The organism is Pseudomonas sp. B10(2017) (assembly GCF_002113295.1).
GTDB classification, from domain to species: domain Bacteria; phylum Pseudomonadota; class Gammaproteobacteria; order Pseudomonadales; family Pseudomonadaceae; genus Aquipseudomonas; species Aquipseudomonas pudica.
The window spans coordinates 48,961-72,958 of the sequence record NZ_NEJU01000018.1; the positions used below are offsets into that span (position 1 = coordinate 48,961).

Sequence of the window (23,998 nt, forward strand, 5' to 3'; positions counted from 1 at the left end):
CCGTTTCCGTGACACCCTGGCGTCACGAGATCGGACGGCACATCGCCTGTAAATTTCATAACCGTTTGATTTTATTGTAAATATTATTTGGCATGGCGCTTGCCCTGCAGGTTGGGTGCTTTTCCCGACCAAGGAGCTTCTCCAATGTCCAGGTATTTCATCGCCACGTCTGTTGCGCTGGCATTCGGCCTGTGTAGCCTCAGCGCACAGGCCGCGCCCGCCGATCCGCCCTACCCTCTGCCGGCAACACCACATCAAGGGGTCGACGCCCCCGGCCTGACGGGCCAGTACACGGTGGAAGGCCAAGTGCAACGGGTGCTCATCAATCCCTACGGTGAGGTCGACGGCCTGCGCCTGAGCGACGGCACCATTGCCAAGTTTCCACCGCACATGGCCGATGCGCTCACGGCCACGGTCAAGGTGGGGGACGCCGTTCGCATCATCGGACGGGCGGAAACGCGAGGCACGGTCAAGGCCGACGCCATCATCCACGCCGACAGCGGGCGCACCGTGTACGACCAACCGCCGCCGGTTGGCCAAGGCCGAGTGCTGCCGCCACACCTGCGCGCCCAGCGTCTGCAGCCCCAGCAGGTGGAAGGCCACGTGGACACCGTGCTCACTGGCCCCCGGGGCGAGGCCAACGGCGTCATCCTGAGCGATGGCAGCATCGTTCGTTTCCCGCCAGAGAGCCTGCGTCTTTCCGTGCAGACGGGGGCACCGTTCGCGGCATCCGGGCTGGGCACGCGCAATGCGTTTGGCACCGCTTTGGAAGCGGTCAGCATGGGCACCACGTTATCCACCCTGCAGCCGCTCTACGACCGTGCGCCATAAGGGAATGCCTCTATGCACCCGGCAACACCTTCCATACCCCCGGCGCATGCCAGCCCACGGCGCTGGCTGTCCGGCCTCAACTTCTTCCTGGCCGACGTCCGTGATGGCCTGGGCCCCTTCCTCGGCGTGTTTCTGGCCGCCCAGGGCTGGCGCGCCGATGACATCGGCTACGTGATGGCCGCCGGCGGCATCGCAGGCATGCTGGCGACCACGCCGATGGGCGCCTGGATCGACGCTTCGCGCCACAAGCGACTTCTGCTGGCAAGCGGCACCCTTGCACTCATGCTCGCCACGGCAGCGCTATGGACGGCGCCATCGTTCGGCGTCGTCGTCGCCTCCCAGGTGGTGACGGGTGCTGTGGGCGCGTTGATGGGCGCCGGCATCATGGGCATCACCTTGGGCATCGTTGATCAGAGAGACTTGTCTCGGCAGCTCGGCATCAACGAGGCCTGGAACCATGCCGGCAACGTGGTCGCGGCTGCATTGGCCGGGCTGGCAGGCTACCGCTGGGGGCTGTCAGCCGTATTCGTGCTGATGGCCCTGATGGCATGCGCAGCCCTTGCATGCTTGCGCAAGATCAACCCACAGGACATCAACCATGAGCGGGCCCGCGGTGGTGACCTCACTGGCAACCAGCCTGCGCAAGGCAGCAGCCCCTCGCCTTCCCTGGTGCGGGTTTTGACGGACTCGCGCGAGCTGTGCCTGCTCGCGGTCACCATGCTGCTGTTCCACCTGGGCAATGCCGCGATGCTGCCCTTGCTGGCGCAGTCGGTCGTCACGCGCGGGCTGGCCGACCCCAGCGTCTTCACGGCATCGACCGTCATCGTGGCGCAGCTGGTGATGATTCCTGTGGCACTTGGGGCCGGGAGGTATGCCTCTCGGCACGGCTATCGGGCACTGATCATTACCGCCCTGCTGGCCTTGCCCTTGCGAGGGCTGATCGCTGGTTTCTGGGCGTCGCCGTGGGCACTGATTCCGGTACAGGCCCTTGATGGCATCGGGGCGGGTCTACTGGGGGTCGCCTTGCCTGGGCTTGTCGCTTCCATCCTGCGCGGCACTGGGCACGTCAATGCAGGGCTTGGTGCAGTGATGACGATCCAGGGGATAGGCGCGGCCATGAGCCACGCACTCGCCGGCTGGATCGCGCAACATTTCGGCTATGGCGCAGCCTTCGTGGTTCTGGGTATCGTGGCTGCACTCGGACTGCTCACCTATCAGACAGGCCTTCACAAGGGACATCCAAGTCGGCAACAGTCAGCTCAGCCCAATCACTTTGACAAGATATAGCGTGCCGCACACCCCCCAAAGGCCGGCACGGCCATGCCGCGCCAAGTCATTCATTCACCTGAGTAAACTGCATGCCCGTATTTGATCCATCCTCGCTCATCTGGACCGTCGCCGCCGTGGCGACCGGCGGGGTAATCCTGCGCCCCTGGCGGGTGCCGGAATATGTCTGGGCAGTCGGCGCCGCTGTATTGCTGACCGTGTTTGGCCTGGTGCCAATGCACACAGCCCTCGCCGCTGTTGCCGAAGGTGGCGATGTTTACTTGTTTCTCATCGGTATGATGGTGCTGGCCGAACTGGCACGCCAGGAGGGGCTGTTCGACTGGCTGGCCATGTACACGGTGCAGCATGCCCGGGGCTCCGGCCAGCGCCTGTTCGACCTGGTGTTCCTGGTGGGGGTACTGGTAACGGTGTTCCTCTCCAACGATGCCACGGCGGTGGTGCTGACCCCAGCGGTGTACGCCGCCTGCAGGGCGGCCAAGGCCGAGCCGCTGCCCTATCTGTTCATCTGTGCCTTCATCGCCAACGCCGCCAGTTTTGTGCTGCCCATTTCCAACCCGGCCAACCTGGTAGTGTTCGGCAGCCAGATGCCGCCGTTGCTGGAGTGGCTGCGGCAATTCACCTTGCCATCGCTGGCCGCCATCGGCCTGACCTACCTGGTGCTGCGGCTGGCCCAGCGCAGGCAGATCCGCCAGCCCCTGGCGACGGCCATCGACGTGCAACCGCTGTCCAGCGGTGCACGCTTGTGCGCACTGGGTATCGTGCTGACAGGTGCACTGTTGCTGGTGACCTCCGCTCTGGACCGGCAGCTTGGCTTACCCACCTTCTGCGCCGGCATCGCCACGGCCGGGCTGATCCACCTGCGCCAGCGGCGCAACCCGATGCCGGTGCTCAAAGGCGTGGCATGGGGCGTATTGCCGTTGGTGGCGGGCCTGTTCGTGCTGGTGGAAGCGGTGGCACAGACGGGTGTGATCGAGCACCTGGCCCATGGCTTGGCCGCGCTGGCGCGCAGCTCCGAGCACCAGGCGAGCTGGAGCGCCGGTGTGGTCGCGGCGATCGCCGGCAACCTGATGAACAATCTGCCGACCGGCCTGATCGCAGGCTCCGTTGGGCATATTGTCGATTTACCCGCGAGAACCACTGCGGCGCTGCTGATTGGCGTCGACCTCGGGCCGAACTTGTCGATTACCGGCTCCCTGGCCACTTTGCTCTGGCTGGTTGCCGTTCGCCGTGAAGGCGAACACGTCGGTGCCTTAGACTTCCTGCGCCTGGGGGCGCTGGTGATGCCGCCCGCCTTGATCGGGGCGCTGGGGTTGCTTCATGTATGAAGCGGCGGATCTCGTTCAGAGCGCTCGATTGATGTTGCGCTGTCGGTAATTGCGCCCTACCACCCCACTGCCACAAGTTCGACACATCACCCAGGAGCCGCGCGGTCGGTGTAGGAGCTGGCTTGCCTGCGATGGGCTGCGCAGCAGCCCCATAACCCTACCCCGACAGGAATAAACCACCAACCGACCTTGAGCAGAGGGCCAGCCGCAAGGGTGATATCTGGCCCGCCACTCATCAATGATCCTGCCTAACTAACAGGGTCCTGCCCGTTTCGCTCCATCACCTTCCCACACTGCTCACTGGCCAAACGGCTGATGATCCGGATCGCCTGATGGATACCGGCCGTGTTGCGAAAACTCAGGTGTGGGTTGTGTTCGCACTCCAGCATTTCGTCGTGCTGGACCAGGGCTTCGCCTAGCAGTTCGAGAGTCCAGGCGTAGTTTTGGATGGTGGATAGGCGTTCTTGGTCAGTCATGGCGTGCCTCCCTTGTTGCAGAGACAGAGCGAGATTGACTGGAGGTGAGATCGTTGAGGTCCGCCGAGGTACGACGGTGGAGAACGGATACGAGGATCTTTAGCGGATTTACGGTGGTCATGCATGAGTTCCTTTCGTGATGGAACTGCCACCGCTCGCGGCCAAGCAAGTTAAGGTGGCAGCAGTACGCGGGTTGGCCGACCGGGACGAAAGGAGCCCGGCACACCCGAAGGTGTCCCGCGCACCACCGCCATAACACGACATCGCGGGCACAAAAAAAGCGCCTGCGATTAAGACTGGGCGCTGATGCGCCTTTCGATTCCGACCGGCCAAGGTCGCATCACCGATGCTTCGGCGACGGGAGGACTTTATTCCCGAGTGGCTGTTTTCGCAAGTTTCCAAGAGTAGGAAAAGACTATGCGTTTCGTAGGAAGACGGCCATCAGGGGCCTTTAGCAGCGGGCCAGCCGCAATGATGATGTCTGGCCCGCCGCTCATGCATTTGCGAATCAGGTTAGCGTTGATGCCATGGCTAACGGCGACACTGGAAACGGGTCTTGGGCTGTATGGTATCCATCCAGCTCTCGGCGCGATGCCTACGTAGAATCGGAATCAATCATGGTTGCTTTCATATCGCAGCCATCCAGCAGTAACTGAGCCTCCACCTACGCGGTCTTTTGGATGAATCCGCCCTTCACTGACAGGGACTTCCGGGAAATCAAATGGGCTCATGCCTTCGATACAAGCAACATTGACCCCGTATTGATCCGGTGAGGAGCGGCGCTGGTGGAAGGTGTAGATGCCGCATTTCGAGCAGAAGTAGTGCTTTGCAACACGTGTGTTGAACTGATAAAGGGTGAGCGCCTCATGCCCTTGGATGATAGTGATGTCGCCCAGGTTGGCTGATACCACCACTGCTCCTCGCATACGGCAGAGCGAGCAGTTGCACCGGCGCGCTGTGCGCACACCATCGGTCAAGCGAAGTAAAAAACGCACCGTCCCGCAATGGCAGGCAGCCTGGTAAACAGGGCGATCATCGTGTTTTTCAACAGTCATAGCGTTTCTCTTGTCGTGTCAGAGGAAACAAAGCAGTTGGTCTGCGGGTTGTTGTGATGAGCGGGCGAGATCAGTCGCTGGGGGTATTGGTGGAAACCTCGGCTATCTGAAAATATCTAAAACCGAATAAGACACTATCTTAAAGAGTCTCGCCAAACACCCCGAAAACGCGGGGCGAAAGCAAAATACCAGTCACCCATTTTCTTGAAACCCGTGCAACCGGAAGTGAATAGCAGCTAACCATTCACTCGGCCGAAAAGCTGGGCTGAAGGTCGCCTGATCGGCCGAAAGCAGAAAACGGAAGAACAAAAATGCCCGCACAAGGCGGGCATTTTGGAGGGGCCAAATGCAGGAAACCCTGCATCAAAACGTCAAATTTTGGTGCGGAGACAGGAATCGTATCAAAACTAAAAGCATTGAATTTTAAGGTTATTATTCTTAAGGGCGAGAATTTTTATCTCTAAAATTATCCTCAGGCTAGCTCCAGGTTGCGAACGTCTGTGAAAAATAGCCCAAGCAGGGTAAAAGAAGGCGCAAATGGGTTTGCCACTCATGCGTCAAAGCCGCCCATCAGGTGCTTCTCGCAGATGGCAACTATCGACCCATTGCGGACATAGCGGTTTTCGCTTACTGGGAAAACTCTGCAGGTCTAAACCCATCAGAGCCAACAATCCTTGAGATTCCTCCTTGCCATTGGCATACCCCACCGTCAGGGTGGATGCTTTATCAGGCTTAAGGAGAGAGCCGTGTTTCCAATGAATGTGTGGTTTGCCTACACTGCTGCCTGCGTGCTGTTGGTATTGGCGCCAGGCCCTGACAACCTGTTGGCCATTGGTCGTGGGCTCAGCCAGGGCAAAGTCGCAGCGGCCGTATCCGGCATGGCGTCAGGCGCGGGCATTCTGTTTCACGTCGCTGCTGCTTCGTTAGGGTTGACCCTTCTGATGCAAACCTCGGCGGTAGCTTTCTGGGTGATCAAACTCATCGGTGCTCGCTATCTGCTCTGGCTCGGCATCAAGGTCTTGCGCGCGCGCAGTTTGATCAGCTTTCAGCCGGCGTCCCGGCAATCGTTGCCCAGCATTTTCCTAACGGGTCTCCTCTCGGCTGCGCTCAACCCGAAACCAGGCTTGTTCGTGTTGGCATTCATTCCCCAATTCGTCGATCCAGCTCGCGGATCGGTCAGCGTGCAGATGATGGTTTACGGGGTGTGGTTCGCTGTACTCACAGCCTTGGGTTTTGCCTTGATGGGCATTTTTGCCACGGTGTTATCTCGCCACCTGTACCAGCGGCCGCGGCTGGTAAATGGGCTAAACGTGGGCGCTGGCCTCACCTTTGTCGCATCTGGTGTTTCGATTGCGGCTTTGAGTCAAAGGTAGTGGGTGAGGAAAAGCGGCGGGGCTTCCGATGAGCCCCGCGTTGTCATCAAGATGCTGAGGGTTCTTTGGCCAGCTTCGCATGAGTGGCCAGTTCTTCAGTGATGAAGGCCGAAATCATTGCCCGGTAGACCTGCTCCACGACCTCAGCCGAGGCACCAGTTTCGTCAGCCATTTCACGAACCTTCCTTATCACTTGCTCAACCCGAGCAGGCGCACGCACATCATCGGTGGTTTTCTTGAAGGCAGCTGCTTGCGCCACAAGCCGGCCCCGTTTGGCGAGAAGCGAAACGAGGTTGAGGTCGATTTCATCGATCCCTTGGCGGACTTCGTCCAGAGAGGTGCAACGTACATCCATTTGCTTGACTTCCTTTTCATGAGCCAGCGCTTGATTAGGGCTGGCAGTTGCTGGTGGTTTGGGGCTGCATTGTAGCCTCTGGTGAATGTCCGCAATGGGTCGAAAGCAGCCGGTCTCGACTGAGCGCGATCGCTCACAAACATCATTTGTCCTCGACCGCGCGTAGCGCTATCTGGGGGCGGGAGGGCTACCTAACCGCTCACTCTCTTATCCTCCGGATTAACTAGGCTGGTGCCATTGATTAGCTTCTTAGCAGAGTCAGCAATCATTAACACGCTTCCTGCCAGCATCAACACATCCTTCAAGACCAAGCGTCCAGCTCCAGAAAGGTATGGGAACCCGAATTGTGCATCTCCTAGATTCGCCACCCACGCTTCAGGCGTTGTGATCAGGAACGACAGCGTCACGATGGGTGTGAGGAAAGCGAGCACAGCTCCCGCGAGTCCCAGCTTCGGTGAGATAAGGTAAGCCAATACCAACAACCCTATGCCGATCTCGACCACGCCCAGTCCATTAGAGAAGGCATAGGTATGGTTCGCAACTTGCCAAGCACGCTGCGCCAGGTCGAGATGGCCTTCATGGGTGAAGTGCTCCCGATAGGCCTCTGGATGTGCGTAGAGGAACGAGAAGAACGGGCTGTTTGCCACAAATGGAGTGATGCTGTCAGCCTCGTAGGGCACGAATTTCAACGCACCAATCCACAGGAAAACAATGGCCACGCCAAAGCGTACGAGATGAATTCCAAGCTTATCCAAGCGGCTTGCAGTGACCAGCAGTTGATAGGGACTCATGGTGTGATTCCTTGTGGTTTCAAGATGAGTCCATCCTAAGAAGATTCCGCTTCGCGCTTTTGCCGGATGCGCTCCGCCTTTTTGCCAATCGTCTCAAATCATCGCCTCTAGCGACTGCGCTTTCCCTTGGTTTGGTTTAAATTGCGCCCGGATAGCCTTCTGAAGAGATGACCATGACGACGTTAGACAAACTCATCACGCTTGCTGATGTGCGCGGCAGCATGGATCTGCGTTGCCACTTTGCGGGGCGTTGGTCGATTGACCATCAGCCGGATGAGCTCGGTACTGCGCGTTACCACATCGTCCTCTCAGGCCGCTGCCAATTACGCTTGCCTGACCAGAGCCTTATTGAACTCAACGCGGGCGACATCCTGTTGCTCCCACACGGCACCGAGCACTTGCTTCAAAGTGATTCGGGTGTCGATCAGCCAAATCGCCCTGTGGTCGTTCGCGAGGGGCTTTTACCTTTGCATCGGTTAAAAGGCGAAGGCGCGCCCTTGGATTTGCTATGCGGCAGGTTTATCTACCAGCCAGGCTCATCACTTTTCGAAGCGCTACCTGAGTACATCCATGTCAGCTTGAGTTCGACACAGTCCGCCTCTGCACTCTCTGCAATGATTGGGCTGATTCGTAGCGAAGCCGAAGCCAACCATCACGGTGCTCGGTCCATAGTCGATGCCCTGACTACCGCTCTGTTCACAATGGTTCTGCGGTCATGGCTGGATACCAGCCCACCTGTGGAAAGTAGCATTGGTCTTCTGGCCGACCGTCGTCTTTCCAAGGTATGGCATGCGTTGTTAGAGGATCCCTCAGATGCCTGGACCGTTGAGCGCATGGCAGAAATGGCCAACATGTCGCGAGCCAGCTTTATGAGGGCCTTTACGCGCATAGCAGGTTGTCCGCCGGGAACCTTACTGGTTCGAATCAGGATGGAAATCGCATGCTTGCTGTTGGCGAAGACGGACTCTGGTTTGAGTGATATCGCTTTGGAAGTGGGGTACCAAACGCAGGCGTCATTCAGCAAAGTCTTCAAGGATGTTCTGGGGCAGACCCCTGGACAATATCGGCGAGAGCGAAAGCTGGGTGAAGTGGAGGCTAGGCTGGCTAAGGATTCGGATTGACTTCGCGGTGGGCCCGGCGCATTGCGACGGGCCAGTCACCAAATCCTATATCAGCTGTCTTGATGAGTTTCAGCGACGCGCTTGTAGTAAAGGTCGTGCTCTACCCCCGCGTGATCACGGTACACCAGCTTCACCGTTTCCAGCGCCTGTGAAGTTTCGGACTGAACCACAACGTCTTGCGAGATTACTTTATCCACGTCAATCACATCACCGTAGCGGTACTGGTGAGCTTCTGCGTCCGGATTGTTGTCTTGTGCTACCGCGAAAGCGGCTGGGGTCACTAAGGCGAGTGCAACAATGAATTTTTTCATGATCATCTCCAATTTGCATTGAGCGGCGTGTCGCTCGTTTGGTGGCGGGATCTATTCGACTCCCTTGATGACCATGCTATTGGCGAAGCTGCTCGAGCTCTTTCGCTTTCGGCTCAGGTTCTTGTCCAATTATCTCAGGTAGCTCAGCACACCGCTTTGTCGATACGTCCGACCTTCCAGAGTGTCTGAAAACATGACCTTTTTTGTCATTTTTGGATCAGTGGATGAGCGGCACGATGTCGGCTCATTTTTGACGCAGCGAAAATTGAGACTATCTAGCCATGCATAGACGATTCATTGAAATAGACGGTGCCAAGATGAGCTACGTTGATGTAGGCCAAGGTTTTCCGGTTGTACTTGGCCATAGCTTTCTCTGGTCTGCTGACATGTGGCAGCCCCAGATTGCGGCTCTTTCCCAATATTTTCGGGTGATCGTCCCGGAGCTCTGGGGACACGGCTGCTCGGACGCTCCTCCTACTCAAACAGTAGACATGAGCTCTTTGGTTCGTCAGCACGTCGCCCTGCTTGATGCCCTGGACATTGAACAATGTCACCTGGTCGGCTTGTCAGTCGGAGGCATGTGGGGCGCTCAGTTGGCCCTTGAGCATCCCGAGCGCGTCGACCGCCTGGTACTGATGGATACCTTTCTTGGTGCAGAGCCCGAAGAAACTCGATTGAAATACTTCGGCTTGCTGGATGTTGCCAGTGCGGCAGGGGTCTTTCACGACGCCTTGCTAGATGTGGTTTTACCGATCTTCTTCCACGCAGGCGGAGAGACAGTGCCGGATGTTCGCGAGGATTTCCGTGCATCCCTCAAGGCCTGCAGCGCCGAGCGTATTCGCGATAGCCTTGATCCAATGGGACGGATAATTTTCGGACGGCCAGATCTTCTATCGGCAATTGCCAACTTGGAGAGCGATCGAACGATCGTTCTCTGTGGTGATCAGGACATACCTCGTCCGCCAGAAGAAGCAAATCTCATGGCGCGCACCATCAGTTGCTTAGCAGCACAAATACCTGGCGCTGGCCACATCTCCAACCTGGAGAGTCCACAAGTAGTCACTGACTTTCTCCTCAACTGGCTGCCAACCAAGCATTAAGCCGCTAGGGCTGCTATGCAGCCCTTTACCGACCTGCGCTTCAATGATCTGCTGACGGTTGCGCCGGTGGGGCGATTTTGCGCATGAGTGGTACGAGAGTGACCGCGACAATGAAGCAAAGCATGATTGCCAAGAACGCGTCGGCGTATGACAGCGTTTGGGCCTCACGCCAGGTCAGTGCCCAGAGCTGGTGCAGTACGTACGGGGTGGAATCGGAACTGTTCTGGCCATAAGCCTGGGCATTTTCCTGAAGCTGTTCCAGCCAGATGTTCAAGTTTTCATTGCGTACGTTCAGGTGCTCCGCAAGACGTAAGAAGTGAAGATTCGTCCGGTCGTTGAGAATGGTGGCGCAGGCCGCAATGCCGATTGCGCCTCCCAGATTCCTCATCAGGTTGAATAGTCCAGCGGCAAGCTTAAGCCGGGCGGGCGGCAGCGCTCCAAGAGTCAACGTTACAGTGGGCGGTACAGTCATTTGCTGAGCGAAGCCGCGAATGGCTTGCGGTAGCAAAAGCTCCTTGGCCCCCCAATCATGAGTGATGGGTGAGAAGTTCCACATTGATATGGCGAAAAGCGCGAGCCCCAGCATCATTACCCAGCGAAGGTCGATTCGATTAGCCAGAAAAGCGTAAACGGGGATAGCCAGTAGCTGAAACACGCCTGTGGAAAAAATTGCCAGTCCGATATCCAACGCGCCATAACCGCGGACCCGTCCAAGGAACAAAGGGGTCAGATAGACCGTAGCGAAAATCCCTATCCCTGTGATGAAGGAGAACAAGCACCCCAAAGCGAAGTTGCGATCCCGTAGCGCTCGTAGGTCAACGATCGGAGCCTGGATTGTCAGGCAACGCCACACAAACAAGGCACCGCTGATGCAAGCAATCCAGGACGTCAACAGAATGGTGCGATCACTAAACCAATTCCATCGCGCTCCTTCTTCGAGCGTGTACTCGAGGCACCCGAGGAACAGTGCCATCAACACAATTCCCACGTAATCGGCGCCTTTCAACAAACCTGGATTGGGGCGGTCCACATTGACCAGCAACGGCACGGCGATGGTGACGAAGATGCCCGGAAGCAAATTTAGGTAGAAGAGCCAATGCCACGAGAGGGCGTCGGTAATCCAGCCTCCCACTGCGGGCCCAAGAGTGGGAGCCAATGATGCCACCGCTCCAATCACTGCGGCGGCGATCACGCGCTGCTTACCTGTGAAGTAGATGAATGCCGTGGTGAACACCAGCGGGATCATCGAACCGCCCATGAAACCCTGCAGGGCTCTGAAGACGATCATGCTCTGGATGTCCCAAGCCAGAGCGCACAGAAGGCTGGTAAGGGTGAAGCCGGCGGCCGAGGCGGCGAACAGCCAGCGAGTGCTCATCACTTGGGATAACCACCCTGAAAGCGGGATCACGATGATCTCGGCGATCAGGTAAGCCGTCTGTAACCAGGCAGTGTCATCCGCACCTGCCGACAGGCCTCCGCCAATGTCCTTGAGCGAGGCAGAGACTATCTGGATGTCAATCAAGGCAATGAACATACCCACGCACATGCACGCAAAGGCGACGACCTTCTGTGGCGTGCTTGATGCTGGCAGCCCGCTGCTCACAGGGAGCCTACTCGTTCGCGTGCGGAATCAGGCGCCGCAGGTGCCAAGCTGTCGGCGTTGGTGTCGACTTCGGTGATCACCGACAAGCCGGGACGCAGTACACCGAACTCTGCATCGCTATCCTGAAGCAGAATTCTCACGGGTACACGTTGAACGATTTTGGTGAAGTTGCCAGTCGCGTTTTCTGGTGGAAGGATGCTGAACTGCGCCCCAGTAGCGGGGGCGATGCTCTCAACCCGCCCATGGAACACTCGCCCAGGCAGAATATCGGCCTGGATGCGTGCCGGCTGTCCTACGCGCAAGCTTGATAGCTGATCTTCCTTGAAATTTGCATCCACCCACAAACCTCGGGCTGGTACCACCGACACTACCTGGCTGCCGGCTGCGGCATAGGCCCCCACTTTGGCTCTGCGATTGCCGATGTAACCATCTACAGGCGAGCGTAGTTCGGTGTAGCCAACATCCAGTTGGGCCTGCTCGCGGGCCGCCTCAGCCTGTACAAGAGCAGCTCTGGCCTGCTCGCGCTGGGTCTCGATGACAATGAGTTGCTGCTGCGCAGCCACTACGCCGGCTACGGCATGGTTCTGTTCGGCCTGGGCTGTCTTCCAGATGGCATCGGCGTGCTGAGCATTCTCCAGTGAAACCGCATGGCTGTTCAGCAGGACTTGAGCCCGGGATTTGTCCTGCAAAGCTCGTTCAGTTTCCGCCTGGCGCGCCTGAAGCTGCGCCTTGGCTTGGCTGATCAGTGAGTGCTGGAGCTGTTCCGTAGCGTTCAAATTGGCCAGGCTGGCACGCTGAGCTGCAACTGCACCCTCGGCCTTTGCCAGAGCAGCTCTGAAATCGCTGGCATCGATACGAACCAGCAGATCTCCGGCTTTAACGAACTGGTTGTCCGCTACAGCTACGTCCTTGATGTAGCCCGGTACCTTTGCACTGATCACTGTCACGTCCGCGCCGACGTAGGCATCGTCAGTACTTTGAAGGAAGCGGCCTATCGTCCACCAATGGAACAAGAACGCTGTTGCCACAACAATGGCAAACAGCAAAGCGGCCAGCTTGAGCAGCTTTTTGCTGAGTTTTGGTCTCACGCGAGTGGGGGGCGCGGCCTGCGCGTTCTCGATTGGGGATTCAACGGAAGCGTTCATTGCTGTTCGCTCCTGGTCGAGTTTGGTTGCGGGAAAGGACTGACCCAAAGCTTCTCGTGTCGATAACCTTCACCGGCCTCCACGCGCCAGTGAGTCAGGGGGTCTGCATCGGGCGCGATATGCAGACGGTGGTCTTCAACGGTAATCGACTTACCAGTGTTGCTGTCCATCAAAGTCAGTGCGACAGGCTCGCCAGTTTCTACATCGGCCAGATAGACCTTTTTCGAACCCTCAGCATGTTTGGCACCCCACATCATCAAGGTCAGGAGTACCGGGCGAAGATCGCGCCCCGCTTCTGTTAGAAGGTACTCAAAGCGGGGTGGATTGTTTTGATAAGGCCGGCGCTCCATCAAGCCAGCGGCGACCAGATCGCTTAGTCGTCGGGTTAGCGTGTTGCTGGCAATCCCCAGGCTGTGCTGGAACTCATCGAAGCGACGCAATCCATAAAACGCGTCTCTGAGTACCAACAGGCTCCAACCGTCGCCGATGAGTTCAAGTGCGCGTGCCACTGGGCATGGCATCGACTGGAAGCTGGCTTTTTTCATGGTTCGCCCCGAGCGTGGACCGGATGTATGAAATCACTATTCCACTATGACTTTCATTATGCAAGTCACTTTGATTGAAATGTGATCCGGCTTTGGTACCTCCGTGCTTAGGAGCCTGTGATTAAAGCGGCACTGAGCCGCTTTCGCCCTTGGGAGTGTTCGCTTTCACTGCTCTAGAGCGGCCATGGCGATTCTGATGTCATGCTCAGGTGTGTCGCCGCTAACGCCTATAGCACCTACGACGACTCCATTGGATTTAACTGGTAGACCTCCCTTCATCATGACGAAACCTGAGGTGATCGCTGCCGCCCGACCGCTATTCACGCTGGTTTCCAAGTCATCTGAAGAGCGCTTGAAGATTGCCGCAGTCTTTGCCTTTCCTTGGGCCAGTTCTATCCCGGCTACTACTGGAGCACCATCCATTCTTGCGGTGAGGATCGGCCATCCACCGTCGTCAACGATCGCGATGGAACACGGCCATCCATGCTGGGCGGCATAGGCCTGGGCTGCGGCAGATAGCTGCTTGGCTTCCGTTAAGCTAAGGGTCGGCTTTGTAGTGGGGGCTGTTGTCGGTTCTGCAAGCACGCCGGAAGCTGCAAGAGCTGCAGCAACCACAGTCAGTCTCCGGATCATTTTTGATAGTCCTTTTGCTCTCGGTCGAGAAATCAGCTGTCGGAGGAGATGATTGGAATCATTGGTTTGGTTTCATGTTCAGAGTTGGCATGACGCCAGAGTTTGGCAGCGGCCGGCGTAGGTAGATGCCAACGATCAACGCAGCAAGCATTCCCAGAATTCCGGCCACGAATAGCATCTGGGAAAAACCTTGCATGAAAGCGAGTTCGGCAGCGACGCGGACAACTGCCTTGGATGCTTCCGGAATGGTTTCTAAGGCACTGTGCAAATCACCTGCTGCGGTGCTCAACGCAAGCCTTTCTGCTTCAAAGGACAGTTGAGGGGCTATCGTCCTGAGCGAGTCCGTGAGTGCATCCCTCGTGAACACCACGAGCAGTGCTCCATAGACCCCAATGGCAAGACTGATGGCCGAGAATCGCATTGTTGTGCTCATGCCTGAACCCATGCCTAGGCGATCTGGAGGGATACAAGCCATGATGTTTTTCTGAGTGTCGCCGTTCAACAATCCAGCACCGGCACCAAGCACCGTGCTTGCCATCGCGAAGAGCAGATAGCTACCGGAGGTGGCTACCATGGCGCAAAGAACGTTACCCAGGCCCACCAGCAGCAGGCCTATGCTCATGATCGTGGCGGGGTGAATGTTCTTCGGCAAATAGGCACCTACTCGCGGCATCAGGAACATGGCCAGAGCAAATGGCAGCATCCCGAGTCCCGAGTTTATGGCCGAAAAGCCTAGGCCAGCCTGCAGGTAGAATGGCAGGAGGGTCATCATGACCTGCGCGCACGCGGCATACGAAAACATGCCCAGCAGCGCAGCGTTAAAGCGGGCATGCTTCATCAGGTCGAAGTCGACCATGGGGCGTGGATGACGCTTCTCGAAAATTACGAACAGCACCATCAGCAGTAGCCCTGCAGTCAAGCGCAGGGTAGTTGCTGTTGATTGCCACCCCGCGCGGTTGGCTTCAATGAGGCCCCACATAATGCAAGCCAAGGAGGCGCTGAACAGCAACGCTCCAACTGGATCAAGTCGTGACGCCTTTTTGTTGCCAGACTCTGGAATCAGACGATGCACTGCCCACATGAGCAACAAGCTCACCGGAACGTTCAGCCAGAAAATCCATCGCCATCCGATCGTAGTGGTGATGAGCCCACCAAGGAGCGGAGCGCTAGTAATGACGATCCCCATTGTGGTTCCCCAAAATGCCCATGCTTTGGCACGAGCTGGTTCGCTGGGGAAGCAATGGCCGATGCTTGCCAGTGCAGACGTTAGGAGTAAGGCTGCTCCTACACCCTTGAAAGCGCGGGCTACATCCAGGAGCAACAAAGTCGGAGCAGCTGCACAGGCAGCCGATGCCGCGGCGAAAATTGTCAGACCAATCTGAAGCGTTCGTTTTCTACCGAACCTGTCGGCCAGGCTTCCTGCAGGCAACAAAAGAGCTGCGAAGCTCAGTAGGTACGCGCTTACAACCCATTCAATATCGGTAAGGGTGGCATTCAGCTCGCGAGCAATGGTCGGTAAGCTCACTGCGACAATGTTCGTGTCGAGGATGATAAGCGCACATACTGCGGATGCCGTTGCGAGGATCAATCCTGGATGTTTGTAGGTCGGTTCGCTAGCCAATTTTCGCACTCCTGGATGGTCAGTCCTCGATTTTATCTGGCAGTAATCGATCAAGATCTCTCATCGATGAACGATTTCGTTAGCTAAAAACTAACGTAGGTATGACGGCTGTGCGCTGGCCCGCGATAGAAGGGTTTCCGGGACTTTCGTCAATTTGTTGAAACTGTTTCACTACCCTTTGGGTTTCACGTGCTAGTGGAATTGATCAAGCTAAGGCATCAACAAACTGAGTGCTCGCCATGACTAGTACGATTACCGTTGTAGCGCATATCACCGCAGATCCATCATCAGTAGCAGAGGTTCACAGCGCCCTGCAAATAGCTGTCGAAGCGACGCAGTCAGAGCACGGGTGTCTTCATTATCGTCTTTTTGAAAACATGGACACTCAAGGCCACTGGACCATGCTTGAGCTTTGGCAAAATGATGATGCGCTGACTCAACATACACTCGGTGAGGCGTTTAAAAATTTAAGTGCGGCTATCGACGGCAAAGCGAGTGTACAGGTTTACCGCTTGGCTCCAGCTGCTTCCGCTGTACAGGTGGAGTCTGTTGTAAACCCAAACTTCTGGCTTGGAAACGGTTTGCCATGAGCTTTAAGCTAACGTAACGGCTAAGTTTGGTTTCGGACTTGTTCGGTTCTCAGGTGAGACATAAAGTAGTGGAAATCAGACATTTTAAGTATTTTTTGGCGGTAGCTGAAGCCAGTCATTTTACTAGGGCCGCATTTCGCCTAAATATCGCCGTTCCAACGCTGAGTCGACAGATCAAGGAAATGGAGGAAGAGTTAGGAGTTCAACTTTTCGTCCGAGCACAGCGCCAAGCGACTTTGACCGAAGCGGGTAAGGCGTTGCTTACAGAGGCTCGTGATGTTGTCTATCGATTTGATATCGCTCAAGAGCAAGCGCAACGCGCCGGGCGGGGTGAAAATGGGCACATCGAAATAGGATATGTTGCCTCGGCAGTGTTCAATGGAGCATTGCAGAGGCATACGACGACGTTTAAGAAGGATTTCCCCGGCGTACAATTGTCCTTGCGCGAATATCCTATGGTAGAGCTTCCTCGGCTAGTGGCGGAGGGGCGCATTGATCTCGCCTACGTGCGAGCGCCCATGGTACTTCCGGCTGAGTTGAAGGTCGCGCATCTAGATGAAGAAGGTTATGTGCTTGCGTTACCTTGCTCGCATCCGCTCACCTCTCGTCATTGCATCGATCCTGGTGATCTGGGTGATGAGTTGTTCATATTGCCAGAGCAGGTCTCCGGGACGATCACAGCCGGCAGTTTGGGCGCGTTCGTCCCAAAGCTTGGGCCCCAGCCCGGGAGCTTAGTCGCGGTATTGGCTCTGGTGGCACTGGGACAAGGGGTCTCTATCGTGCCGAAATCGGCAGCCGTCGCAGTGAGTCTACCTGGAGTTACCTTCCGCCCCGTTAATGGTTTGGAGGAAGTGTCTTGGCTAGGCTTGGTGAGCAGGCGGCACGAGCAAGCTCAACCAATCAGAAACTACCTTTCACTCCTCGGTTGAGGAGTGAGAGAAAGGATGAGCGTTAGTTGTTACCCGCTGAAGCGCGCCCTCTCAAATGATTCGTGGGCAGTGCAGTCGTATATTTAACTTGGCTAAGTGCGAAACTCGACTTGATGCTTGCCACAACGGGTATGGTGGTCAAGCAGTCAAGCAGTAGCGCCTGATACTTTGTCAGGTCTTCGCTTACCACCCTCAGCATAAAGTCCGCCTCGCCGCTCATCAAATAGCACTCCATCACCTCTGGACGCTCCCTGATTGCGTTCGTAAATACTTCTAGAGACTGTTTGTCCTGAAGTTTGAGCGACACGTGTACGAATACATTTATTGCAAGACCGAGCGCTGCAGGATCAACTAGCGTTACGGCCCCTCGTAAGACCCCACTTTCCTTCATCTCTGAGACACGTCGCCAGCACGGCGATGTTGAAAGCCCTACCATTTCAGCGAGTTCTGCATTGCTTAACTCCGCATTTTCTTGGAGTGCATCAAGGATGCGCAGGCTAGCGTCATCGAGCTTCGAGCGGCTCATGGTAAATTTTTCCTCTTCATGAGAGCTTTCCAATGAAATGTACCGGTATTTCTACTTCTGAGGAAGAGATAGGTACGTTTTTTCGCTTGCCCAAAAATATCATGGTGCTACGTAACTAGATTGCAACGAGGTGGCACCATGCGCGCTTCAACTCAGCAAGTGTTTAAGACCCGCTCCAAAAATTTCGGGATATCTTCGACTTACGTTTGGCTTGGTGTCATGGTGCTCCTGTGGGGAAGTAGCTGGCCGGTTACCAAGCTTGCATTGCATGACGTACCTGCGCTCTGGCTGGCTACCATTCGTTTCGCCAGTGCCGCGGTCTGTCTTTTTGTCTATCTGGTTGCGAGAGGACAGCTCAAGCTCCCCGTTAGAGAGGATGTGCCAATCATCGCAAGCGTGGGTTTGTTGCAGATGATGGCTTTCACAGGTCTGGGTATGGTGGCGATGGTTCATGTCGACACTAGCCGCGCTGTGCTCTTGGCATACACAACGCCACTGTGGTGTGTGGTTGTCGCCTGGGTCATGTTCCGTGAAATGCCCTCCAGGTTGCAGATTGCAGGGCTTGTCATAGGGATGTCAGGGATCGCGGCTGTGTGCTCCCCAGGAGAGCTCGAATGGACAAATCAGGAAACAGTGTTGGGGGCAATATTCCTGCTTCTTGCAGCGGTCAGCTGGGCGATTGTCATCCTTCATGTGAAACGTCATCGGTGGGTGACCCCGCCTCTGGCGCTTGCCCCGTGGCAGATGCTCTTGGCTACCATACCATTGGCGATTGCAGCCTATGTCAGCGAAGGCTCACCGACATCCCTTGTCCTGGATAGGAAACTCGCTGAGGAATTGTTCTTCATCGGTCCGATTGCGACATCGGCGTGCTTTGTGATTTCTGCGGAGTACGGACGGCGAATTTCGACGTTTGGCATGTCAAATTTCACCCTTGGGGTACCCCTGATTGGAACAGTGTTCTCTTGCTTGGCTTTTGGTGCGACCGTTTCCACCATGTTCCTTGCCGGGCTCGGCCTTGTGGTTTTGGGGGTCGTGGTCTCTGCATTAGCTTCGCGCTCCCGCCGGACCTGAACCATAACGTTTGGCGAAGGCTTTTCGATAAACCCGTTTCAGAGTTCGCAATGCGTAACGCATTAGCTCTGAAACGGGTGCAGTGAGGTTACTTAGGGTCTATGCGATAGACGCTCAGTGGTCGCTCGACCTTCGATGCGCCATGGTTGAACAAGCCTACTCGATCGACTTGCGCTGCCGGCAAGTACAATCTGCCCTGGTTGTCGAACGCGGGTGCATCGACCCAGTGCAGGCGAGTGTCCTTTGCAATGGTCTGAATGGTGCCGTCAGTGGCGATTCGCTTGACGCTATCTTCAGCTAGGTCACTGAAGTAGAAATTGCCCTTGCTGTCCATGACTGTCCCACCGACCGGCGGCAGATCTCGCCAGAACTCGACATGTTGGATGAGCTCAACTTCAGGCACGTTGGCATCATCCAGCCAGCGCGTTTCAATCTTGTGCCAAGGGCCTTCCAACGGTGCGAAGTAGAGCCATTTCCCGTCCGGGGATACCTCAAGGGGATCGGAATGCACCCTCAATGCCGTCCCATCTGGCGCTCTGACTACTTTGCCGCTCAGGATAATGTCGCGGTTCTTGGGCGCGCGTACAGCAGGACTGGTCGTCAAGACGCGCCGGGCTTTGTTGGTTTCGAAGTCCAAGACAACGATGCCAGGAACGCCAGCGTCCGTCAGGTAGGCATGCTTGCCATTGAGTCGGATATCGTCGATGTAGCTATGTTCTTGAGCGATGCTGCTGTCGAATGGGATGACCTTGATCACTTCGCCGCTTTTTAGGTCAACGACCACGACCTTTGCACCACCTGGAATGACTTTGCCGCCGAAGTCAGTTACGCCTGCATCGACTATCCACAGCCGGCTGTTGTCATCAACGCGCATGGCATTGACATTGACGAAGCGCTGTTCGGCTGGAATGGTCGCGTCATTGCTATTCCAGCGCTCGTTTGGAAAGGGATGGGGCTGGCCAGCTTGGTCCAGCTTCGATACGGATGGCCCCGCTGAGCCAGTCCATTTTGGGCCGGATACGTATAGGCTTCCGGCGCTGTCCACGGCCACCGCATTCCATACAGCATTTACCGATTGGGCTACCACGTGAAGGGTTGGCGGCACCTCGGCGTGGGCGACACCGATAAAGCCTGCCATCACAGCTGTTAGTGCAAGTCGTTTAGGGAAGTTCATTGCAAGTTCCTGTTTGAAGGGCTGGGCAATGATCTTTTTTCCCATTACGCTGAAAAACCTCGCCACCACGTAAAGAATTTCGTCAAAGTGAAGAAAATCATACGAATCGATGATCTGCAGGTCTTCGTATCGTCGGCTGCTGCGGGTAGTTTCTCCGCCGCGGCGCGGTTGCTCGACATCTCGCCCGCCTTGGCGAGCGGTGCCATTCAGCGTCTGGAAAGCAACCTGGGCGCGAGATTGTTTGTTCGCTCGACGCGTCGGTTGAGATTATCCGATGATGGCGAGCGCTACTTGCCGCACGCGCGGCAAGCCTTGGAAGCACTTGATAATGGCGAGGTGGCGTTGACCCAGGGCCGTGACGAAATCGCTGGCACTATTCGCTTGTCGATGCCATCTGATATCGGCAGGAATGTGTTGCTTCCGTGGCTTGATGAGTTTCAGCAAACGCACCCCATGGTACGTCTGCAATTGCGGGTTAGTGATCAGGTGGCCGATCTGGTTGGGGAACATCTGGACGCTAGTATCAGGTATGGGCAGTTGAGTGACTCGGGCCTGGTGTCCTTGGCACTCGCACCGATGAACCGCAGAACAGTCTGCGCCTCGCCGGCGTATCTCGCGCGTCATGGTATGCCGGAATCTCCTGAGGCGTTGAGCGGGCATAATTGCCTGAGATATGTGATGGGCGAGCAAACCTACGAGCGTTGGAGCTTCAATTTCCCACAGGGAGTGCGGACGGTTCAGGTGACAGGTGATCGGATCAGCGATGATGCCGATATTGTTCGACGCTGGGCTGTCGCCGGATTGGGGATCGTTTACAAGTCCAAGCTCGATGTTGCTGAGGATCTTCGTAGCGGCCGCCTGGTTGAGCTATTCCCGGAAAGCTATGGGCAGCCGGCACCGCTTCAGCTGGTATGTGCCCATCGCACATCGCTCACGCCGGCCATCCAATCGCTTAGAGCCTTTCTGGCAAAACGTTTCGAAAGCTAGTCGGGCAGTGGCGGGGCACCGGGCCCCGCTATTGATTCAAGCTTGCGCCGGTGCTGACTGACGGGAGAGCCAAATGTCTGCAGCGTCCAAGGCTGAAAGCTTTTTGTGACGGATAAGAAAATCAAGCTCACTGACCGCGGCATTGCCAGGTTGTAGCGAGATTAGGTCCTCAATCAGTTCTTTCGGCATCTTTTGCACAACGTCACTGGCGGCAATGAGCGTTGCTTGATCTTCACCACCCAACAGCCCGAGCGGTTCATCCAGGGCTCGGATTTTGTAGGCATGGTGCAGATATTGAGGATGCCACAGCGGCACGACAAACCATTCCCGCTCGGCATAGGATTGCTCATAACGATTGAAGCAATCGGCCTCGGTGCCTTGCGCAAAAAAGTAGCCTTCAGCATCCAACTCGTATTGCGTCACCATGGCTTTGGAAAAGCGACTGATACCAGCACCAGGGTTTATGCCTTGGATGCGGCGGCTCATCCGCTGGGCAACATCCGGCCTCAGCAGGTCTGCAATCGTAGCGACCTGATCCTCCGGTACATAATCAGGCACACCCCAAATGCAGAACGGGTTGTAAAGAACTCCAAGGGAAGTGCTCGGTTTCTTGCAAGCTGCCAGGTAGGCACCGTGGCTGGCTGGCAGCCAGGCTGATACGAGCATCTCTACCTGTCCTTCGCTGTACAACCGGAACATTTCCTCATGAGGCGCTGTGCTGACTTCCACCAGATAACCATGTCGCTCTAGCGTGCGCTGCACAAGCGCTGCGCTAGCGGCATGGAAGCTGAGGTCGATGTAGCCCAAGCGAATGTGCTTTTGCATGTCATTCCTTATCAATGCGTTTGCGCAGGCTTGGCGTCGATCTTGACGCGCATCAGGCTGTAAGGCTTCACCCGTTTGTCTTGGCCATCGTTGAAGCCAGGTGAGCGGTGCAGCTGGTTGGCAGTGAAGTACAGATACCCGTCTGGGCCGATCGACAAGGTATCCGGCCAAAGGACTCGCGAATCCTCGACCACGGTTTGCCAAGTGCCATCGGCAAGGCGTTTGCGGATGGAGTTGTGCTCATAATCGCCCGCATAGACTGCACCGTCAGCATCAGCCTCAAGACCGTCGGAGGCGCCTTTTTCACCCAGGTCCACAACGGCTCGTTCAAGTTCGGCTTCGCTTACATTGGGGTCTCGCAACAAAGCCGTTGGAACCGAATACAGGTGTCGACTCGAAAGCGGGCAGAAGTACAGCGTCTTACCATCGCTCGACAGGGCGATGCCGTCCGAGGCTACGGTCAGCAGTCCTGATTTACCCTGCGCGTCGCGGGTGATGAGTGCTGGTTTCCCTTCGATGACAGGTCGGAACTCAGGGTCTACGGAAGTTGATTTGGCCCCGCTAAGGCGACGGGTTGCCGTACCGCTGGCCAGGTCCAGGACGATGATTCCGCCTGGCCCTTTTACCGACGAATCGGTGACGTAAGCGGTACCTTCTTTACCTACGCGAAAATCAAAACGTACGTCATTCACATAGGTTGTTGGCAGAATCACTTCACGCGGGAACACAACTGTTTTCACGATCTTGTTGGTGTTCAAGTCGATTGCGATCAGCTTGGCTCCACCTGCCTTGGGCTCGGAGAAGCCGGGAGCGGCTGTATCCAATACCCAGACACGCCCTTGACCGTCAGCTACGACGCTCTGCACGCTGATGAACCCGGCGGCCGGATCCTTGGCGTTTTCGACATTCGTTTTCAGGTCCGGGTAAGGAACCAGATGGCCCTGTCTGATCTCCGCCACAGTGTAGGGTACGTCATCTCCCCAACGAGGGAAGTTGATGAAGATCCGACCCGTTTCGGTGACGGTCACGCCTGTAGGCATGGCGCCATTGAAAGCGAAAACACGTTCGGGGTTGGTGCCTGTGCCCGAGGCGGTATCGGCCATGGCCATTGCACTGAGCGAGACCGCGACAGCCAGGCCAGTGGCTTGGAAGAAAGCTTTCATATGCTTGTCCTTGAGCGTATCAGCGGGTTAGAAGCCTTCGAGAACGATCTTGCCTTTGGCTTTGCCGCTCTCGATCAGCGCATGGGCGCGCTTGAGGTTATCTGAGCTGATTTTGCCGAAGTGTTCCCCAATGGTGGTCTGGATGACGCCGTTATCGACCAGCTCGGAAATTCTGTTCAGCAACTGATGCTGTTTGATCATGTCTGCGGTTTGATACAGAGAACGCGTGAACATGAGTTCCCAATGCAGCGAAAGCGATTTGCGCTTGAGTGGCATGACGTCCAGTTGTGCTGGGTCATCAATCAGCGCCAGTTTGCCTTGTGGGCGAAGCACTTCAACGATCTGGGGCAGGTAGGTTTCGGTATGGGTCAGGCTGATGACGTAGTCGACCGGGTTGAGTTTCAGGTTTTCAAGCTGCAGCGGGATCGAGGCGGAGTGATCAATCACATGGTGGGCGCCCAGTTCCCGTACCCAAGACTGAGTCTCTGGCCGCGACGCTGTACCGATGACAGTGAGTTGGGTAAGTTTGCGGGCCAGCTGGACCAGGATGGAGCCAACCCCACCACCGGCGCCGATGACCAGCAGGCTTTGCCCTTTACCACCGTTCTCCTGAACGCCCAGTCGATCGAACAACAGCTCCCAGGCAGTAATGGAAGTCAGCGGCAAGGCTGCGGCACTGGCATTGTCCAGGCTACGTGGTTTTTGGCCGACGATGCGCTCATCCACCAGGTGAAATTCGCTGTAGCTACCAGGGCGATCGATAGCGCCGGCGTAAAATACTTCGTCGCCAACGTTGAACAATGAAACGTCGCTGCCCACTTCACGGACGATACCAACGGTATCCCAACCCAGCACTTGGACCTCTTGGCTGGTATTGCGGGCTCGCACCTTGGTATCTACCGGGTTCACCGCAATCGCCTTCACTTCTACAAGCAGATCTCGAGCACCTGGGGTGGGCTTCGGCAGGTCCGTTTCGAACAGGGAACGAGCGTTTTGGATTGGCAAACCAGCTTCTTGGAAAACTACGGCTTTCATATGAGGTTGTCCTTTACAGGTCAGAGAGTGATGTCAGGCTAACTCCCTTCGTGAGCCTCAAAAACTAGCTAACCCGAGGAAGACTTTCGCCGTTTCGCTGAAGGTTGAGGCGATCAGCCATTC

The 23,998-nt window shown here is 56.4% G+C and carries 25 protein-coding genes; 10 read left to right on the forward strand and 15 right to left on the reverse strand.

What is annotated here, in order from left to right; genetic code table 11:
- The first annotated feature begins 144 nt into the window (after positions 1 to 144).
- The 3 genes from CAF92_RS20020 (at position 145) to CAF92_RS20030 (ending at position 3,443) form a co-directional block, all read left to right on the forward strand.
- Positions 145 to 831, forward strand: a complete 687-nt coding sequence (locus CAF92_RS20020) for a hypothetical protein (protein ID WP_085601714.1) — start codon at positions 145 to 147, stop codon at positions 829 to 831.
- A gap of 12 nt (positions 832 to 843) precedes the next feature.
- A complete protein-coding gene (locus tag CAF92_RS20025) occupies positions 844 to 2,118 on the forward strand; it encodes an MFS transporter (protein WP_085601715.1) in 1,275 nt (424 codons plus the stop codon).
- A 71-nt stretch (positions 2,119 to 2,189) separates the two neighbouring features.
- Entirely contained in the window at positions 2,190 to 3,443 is a 1,254-nt protein-coding gene (locus CAF92_RS20030; RefSeq protein ID WP_085601716.1) for an arsenic transporter, read from the forward strand.
- 248 nt (positions 3,444 to 3,691) lie between these two features.
- On the opposite strand, the gene CAF92_RS20035 is transcribed toward CAF92_RS20030, so the two are convergent.
- A complete protein-coding gene (locus tag CAF92_RS20035; protein ID WP_085601717.1) occupies positions 3,692 to 3,919 on the reverse strand; it encodes a hypothetical protein in 228 nt (75 codons plus the stop codon).
- Between the two features lie 611 nt (positions 3,920 to 4,530).
- Entirely contained in the window at positions 4,531 to 4,974 is a 444-nt protein-coding gene (locus CAF92_RS20040) for a GFA family protein (RefSeq protein ID WP_085601718.1), read from the reverse strand.
- Positions 4,975 to 5,729: 755 nt separating this feature from the next.
- Between CAF92_RS20040 and CAF92_RS20045 the strand changes: the two genes are divergently transcribed.
- Positions 5,730 to 6,347: a LysE family translocator gene (locus CAF92_RS20045; RefSeq protein ID WP_085601719.1), complete on the forward strand. Its 618-nt coding sequence runs from the start codon at positions 5,730 to 5,732 to the stop codon at positions 6,345 to 6,347.
- A 46-nt stretch (positions 6,348 to 6,393) separates the two neighbouring features.
- Here the strand turns inward: CAF92_RS20045 and CAF92_RS20050 are convergent, their stop codons facing one another.
- Together CAF92_RS20050 and rclC are read right to left on the reverse strand one after the other, a co-directional pair.
- Positions 6,394 to 6,702 carry a chorismate mutase gene (locus CAF92_RS20050; protein WP_085601720.1) on the reverse strand — a complete coding sequence of 103 codons (309 nt, stop codon included), beginning with the start codon at positions 6,700 to 6,702 and terminating at the stop codon, positions 6,394 to 6,396.
- 191 nt (positions 6,703 to 6,893) lie between these two features.
- On the reverse strand, positions 6,894 to 7,493 hold the full coding sequence (gene rclC / locus CAF92_RS20055) for a reactive chlorine resistance membrane protein RclC (RefSeq protein ID WP_085601721.1): 600 nt from the start codon (positions 7,491 to 7,493) through the stop codon (positions 6,894 to 6,896).
- A 173-nt stretch (positions 7,494 to 7,666) separates the two neighbouring features.
- Between rclC and CAF92_RS20060 the strand changes: the two genes are divergently transcribed.
- Positions 7,667 to 8,614 (forward strand): AraC family transcriptional regulator, encoded by a 948-nt coding sequence (locus tag CAF92_RS20060; protein ID WP_085601722.1) that lies wholly within the window; start codon positions 7,667 to 7,669, stop codon positions 8,612 to 8,614.
- 50 nt (positions 8,615 to 8,664) lie between these two features.
- On the opposite strand, the gene CAF92_RS20065 is transcribed toward CAF92_RS20060, so the two are convergent.
- Positions 8,665 to 8,925 (reverse strand): DUF2790 domain-containing protein, encoded by a 261-nt coding sequence (locus tag CAF92_RS20065; RefSeq protein ID WP_158090608.1) that lies wholly within the window; start codon positions 8,923 to 8,925, stop codon positions 8,665 to 8,667.
- Between the two features lie 281 nt (positions 8,926 to 9,206).
- Between CAF92_RS20065 and CAF92_RS20070 the strand changes: the two genes are divergently transcribed.
- Complete coding sequence (locus CAF92_RS20070) at positions 9,207 to 10,025, forward strand: alpha/beta fold hydrolase (RefSeq protein WP_085601724.1); 819 nt, start codon at positions 9,207 to 9,209, stop codon at positions 10,023 to 10,025.
- A 40-nt stretch (positions 10,026 to 10,065) separates the two neighbouring features.
- Here the strand turns inward: CAF92_RS20070 and CAF92_RS20075 are convergent, their stop codons facing one another.
- The 5 genes from CAF92_RS20075 to CAF92_RS20095 form a co-directional block, all read right to left on the reverse strand.
- Positions 10,066 to 11,571, reverse strand: coding sequence for a DHA2 family efflux MFS transporter permease subunit (locus CAF92_RS20075; RefSeq protein WP_085601767.1), 1,506 nt, complete (start codon positions 11,569 to 11,571; stop codon positions 10,066 to 10,068).
- A gap of 53 nt (positions 11,572 to 11,624) precedes the next feature.
- The gene (locus tag CAF92_RS20080; protein ID WP_085601725.1) at positions 11,625 to 12,773 is read right to left on the reverse strand and encodes an HlyD family secretion protein; all 1,149 of its coding nucleotides are present in this window, start codon (positions 12,771 to 12,773) and stop codon (positions 11,625 to 11,627) included.
- Entirely contained in the window at positions 12,770 to 13,318 is a 549-nt protein-coding gene (locus CAF92_RS20085; RefSeq protein ID WP_085601726.1) for a helix-turn-helix domain-containing protein, read from the reverse strand. Before CAF92_RS20085 ends, CAF92_RS20080 begins: the two co-directional genes overlap by 4 nt.
- A gap of 165 nt (positions 13,319 to 13,483) precedes the next feature.
- Positions 13,484 to 13,951, reverse strand: coding sequence for a heme-binding protein (locus CAF92_RS20090; RefSeq protein ID WP_085601727.1), 468 nt, complete (start codon positions 13,949 to 13,951; stop codon positions 13,484 to 13,486).
- A gap of 58 nt (positions 13,952 to 14,009) precedes the next feature.
- Positions 14,010 to 15,572 (reverse strand): MFS transporter, encoded by a 1,563-nt coding sequence (locus CAF92_RS20095; protein ID WP_085601728.1) that lies wholly within the window; start codon positions 15,570 to 15,572, stop codon positions 14,010 to 14,012.
- A gap of 239 nt (positions 15,573 to 15,811) precedes the next feature.
- Between CAF92_RS20095 and CAF92_RS20100 the strand changes: the two genes are divergently transcribed.
- Both CAF92_RS20100 and CAF92_RS20105 read left to right on the forward strand, forming a co-directional pair.
- Entirely contained in the window at positions 15,812 to 16,162 is a 351-nt protein-coding gene (locus CAF92_RS20100; RefSeq protein ID WP_085601729.1) for a putative quinol monooxygenase, read from the forward strand.
- Positions 16,163 to 16,200: 38 nt separating this feature from the next.
- Positions 16,201 to 17,091, forward strand: coding sequence for a LysR substrate-binding domain-containing protein (locus CAF92_RS20105; RefSeq protein ID WP_346641731.1), 891 nt, complete (start codon positions 16,201 to 16,203; stop codon positions 17,089 to 17,091).
- Between the two features lie 22 nt (positions 17,092 to 17,113).
- On the opposite strand, the gene CAF92_RS20110 is transcribed toward CAF92_RS20105, so the two are convergent.
- A complete protein-coding gene (locus CAF92_RS20110; protein WP_085601731.1) occupies positions 17,114 to 17,617 on the reverse strand; it encodes an Lrp/AsnC family transcriptional regulator in 504 nt (167 codons plus the stop codon).
- Between the two features lie 138 nt (positions 17,618 to 17,755).
- Between CAF92_RS20110 and CAF92_RS20115 the strand changes: the two genes are divergently transcribed.
- Complete coding sequence (locus tag CAF92_RS20115) at positions 17,756 to 18,691, forward strand: DMT family transporter (RefSeq protein ID WP_085601732.1); 936 nt, start codon at positions 17,756 to 17,758, stop codon at positions 18,689 to 18,691.
- A gap of 88 nt (positions 18,692 to 18,779) precedes the next feature.
- Here the strand turns inward: CAF92_RS20115 and CAF92_RS20120 are convergent, their stop codons facing one another.
- A complete protein-coding gene (locus CAF92_RS20120) occupies positions 18,780 to 19,865 on the reverse strand; it encodes an L-dopachrome tautomerase-related protein (protein ID WP_085601733.1) in 1,086 nt (361 codons plus the stop codon).
- A gap of 96 nt (positions 19,866 to 19,961) precedes the next feature.
- Here CAF92_RS20120 and CAF92_RS20125 point away from each other — a divergent pair, with 96 nt between their 5' ends.
- A complete protein-coding gene (locus CAF92_RS20125; RefSeq protein WP_085601768.1) occupies positions 19,962 to 20,852 on the forward strand; it encodes a LysR family transcriptional regulator in 891 nt (296 codons plus the stop codon).
- 36 nt (positions 20,853 to 20,888) lie between these two features.
- Here the strand turns inward: CAF92_RS20125 and CAF92_RS20130 are convergent, their stop codons facing one another.
- The 3 genes from CAF92_RS20130 to CAF92_RS20140 all read right to left on the reverse strand — a co-directional run bounded on the left by CAF92_RS20130 (position 20,889) and on the right by CAF92_RS20140 (position 23,875).
- The gene (locus CAF92_RS20130; RefSeq protein ID WP_085601734.1) at positions 20,889 to 21,677 is read right to left on the reverse strand and encodes a glycine betaine ABC transporter substrate-binding protein; all 789 of its coding nucleotides are present in this window, start codon (positions 21,675 to 21,677) and stop codon (positions 20,889 to 20,891) included.
- An 11-nt stretch (positions 21,678 to 21,688) separates the two neighbouring features.
- A complete protein-coding gene (locus CAF92_RS20135) occupies positions 21,689 to 22,786 on the reverse strand; it encodes a major royal jelly family protein (RefSeq protein WP_244155261.1) in 1,098 nt (365 codons plus the stop codon).
- A gap of 81 nt (positions 22,787 to 22,867) precedes the next feature.
- Complete coding sequence (locus CAF92_RS20140) at positions 22,868 to 23,875, reverse strand: zinc-binding alcohol dehydrogenase family protein (RefSeq protein WP_085601736.1); 1,008 nt, start codon at positions 23,873 to 23,875, stop codon at positions 22,868 to 22,870.
- Between the last annotated feature and the right edge of the window lie 123 nt (positions 23,876 to 23,998).

Bases quoted from the DNA above. Each gene is read 5' to 3' on its own strand.
- CAF92_RS20050 (WP_085601720.1), bottom strand. From the start codon at position 6,702: ATGGATGTACGTTGCACCTCTCTGGACGAAGTCCGCCAAGGGATCGAT.
- CAF92_RS20035 (WP_085601717.1), bottom strand. From the start codon at position 3,919: ATGACTGACCAAGAACGCCTATCCACCATCCAAAACTACGCCTGGACT.
- CAF92_RS20110 (WP_085601731.1), bottom strand. From the start codon at position 17,617: ATGAGCCGCTCGAAGCTCGATGACGCTAGCCTGCGCATCCTTGATGCA.
- CAF92_RS20020 (WP_085601714.1), top strand. From the start codon at position 145: ATGTCCAGGTATTTCATCGCCACGTCTGTTGCGCTGGCATTCGGCCTG.
- CAF92_RS20040 (WP_085601718.1), bottom strand. From the start codon at position 4,974: ATGACTGTTGAAAAACACGATGATCGCCCTGTTTACCAGGCTGCCTGC.
- CAF92_RS20045 (WP_085601719.1), top strand. From the start codon at position 5,730: ATGAATGTGTGGTTTGCCTACACTGCTGCCTGCGTGCTGTTGGTATTG.
- CAF92_RS20065 (WP_158090608.1), bottom strand. From the start codon at position 8,925: ATGAAAAAATTCATTGTTGCACTCGCCTTAGTGACCCCAGCCGCTTTC.
- rclC (WP_085601721.1), bottom strand. From the start codon at position 7,493: ATGAGTCCCTATCAACTGCTGGTCACTGCAAGCCGCTTGGATAAGCTT.
- CAF92_RS20130 (WP_085601734.1), bottom strand. From the start codon at position 21,677: ATGCAAAAGCACATTCGCTTGGGCTACATCGACCTCAGCTTCCATGCC.
- CAF92_RS20080 (WP_085601725.1), bottom strand. From the start codon at position 12,773: ATGAACGCTTCCGTTGAATCCCCAATCGAGAACGCGCAGGCCGCGCCC.
- CAF92_RS20025 (WP_085601715.1), top strand. From the start codon at position 844: ATGCACCCGGCAACACCTTCCATACCCCCGGCGCATGCCAGCCCACGG.
- CAF92_RS20115 (WP_085601732.1), top strand. From the start codon at position 17,756: ATGCGCGCTTCAACTCAGCAAGTGTTTAAGACCCGCTCCAAAAATTTC.
- CAF92_RS20120 (WP_085601733.1), bottom strand. From the start codon at position 19,865: ATGAACTTCCCTAAACGACTTGCACTAACAGCTGTGATGGCAGGCTTT.
- CAF92_RS20075 (WP_085601767.1), bottom strand. From the start codon at position 11,571: ATGTGCGTGGGTATGTTCATTGCCTTGATTGACATCCAGATAGTCTCT.
- CAF92_RS20140 (WP_085601736.1), bottom strand. From the start codon at position 23,875: ATGAAAGCCGTAGTTTTCCAAGAAGCTGGTTTGCCAATCCAAAACGCT.
- CAF92_RS20090 (WP_085601727.1), bottom strand. From the start codon at position 13,951: ATGATCCGGAGACTGACTGTGGTTGCTGCAGCTCTTGCAGCTTCCGGC.
- CAF92_RS20085 (WP_085601726.1), bottom strand. From the start codon at position 13,318: ATGAAAAAAGCCAGCTTCCAGTCGATGCCATGCCCAGTGGCACGCGCA.
- CAF92_RS20100 (WP_085601729.1), top strand. From the start codon at position 15,812: ATGACTAGTACGATTACCGTTGTAGCGCATATCACCGCAGATCCATCA.
- CAF92_RS20135 (WP_244155261.1), bottom strand. From the start codon at position 22,786: ATGGCCATGGCCGATACCGCCTCGGGCACAGGCACCAACCCCGAACGT.
- CAF92_RS20030 (WP_085601716.1), top strand. From the start codon at position 2,190: ATGCCCGTATTTGATCCATCCTCGCTCATCTGGACCGTCGCCGCCGTG.
- CAF92_RS20070 (WP_085601724.1), top strand. From the start codon at position 9,207: ATGCATAGACGATTCATTGAAATAGACGGTGCCAAGATGAGCTACGTT.
- CAF92_RS20060 (WP_085601722.1), top strand. From the start codon at position 7,667: ATGACGACGTTAGACAAACTCATCACGCTTGCTGATGTGCGCGGCAGC.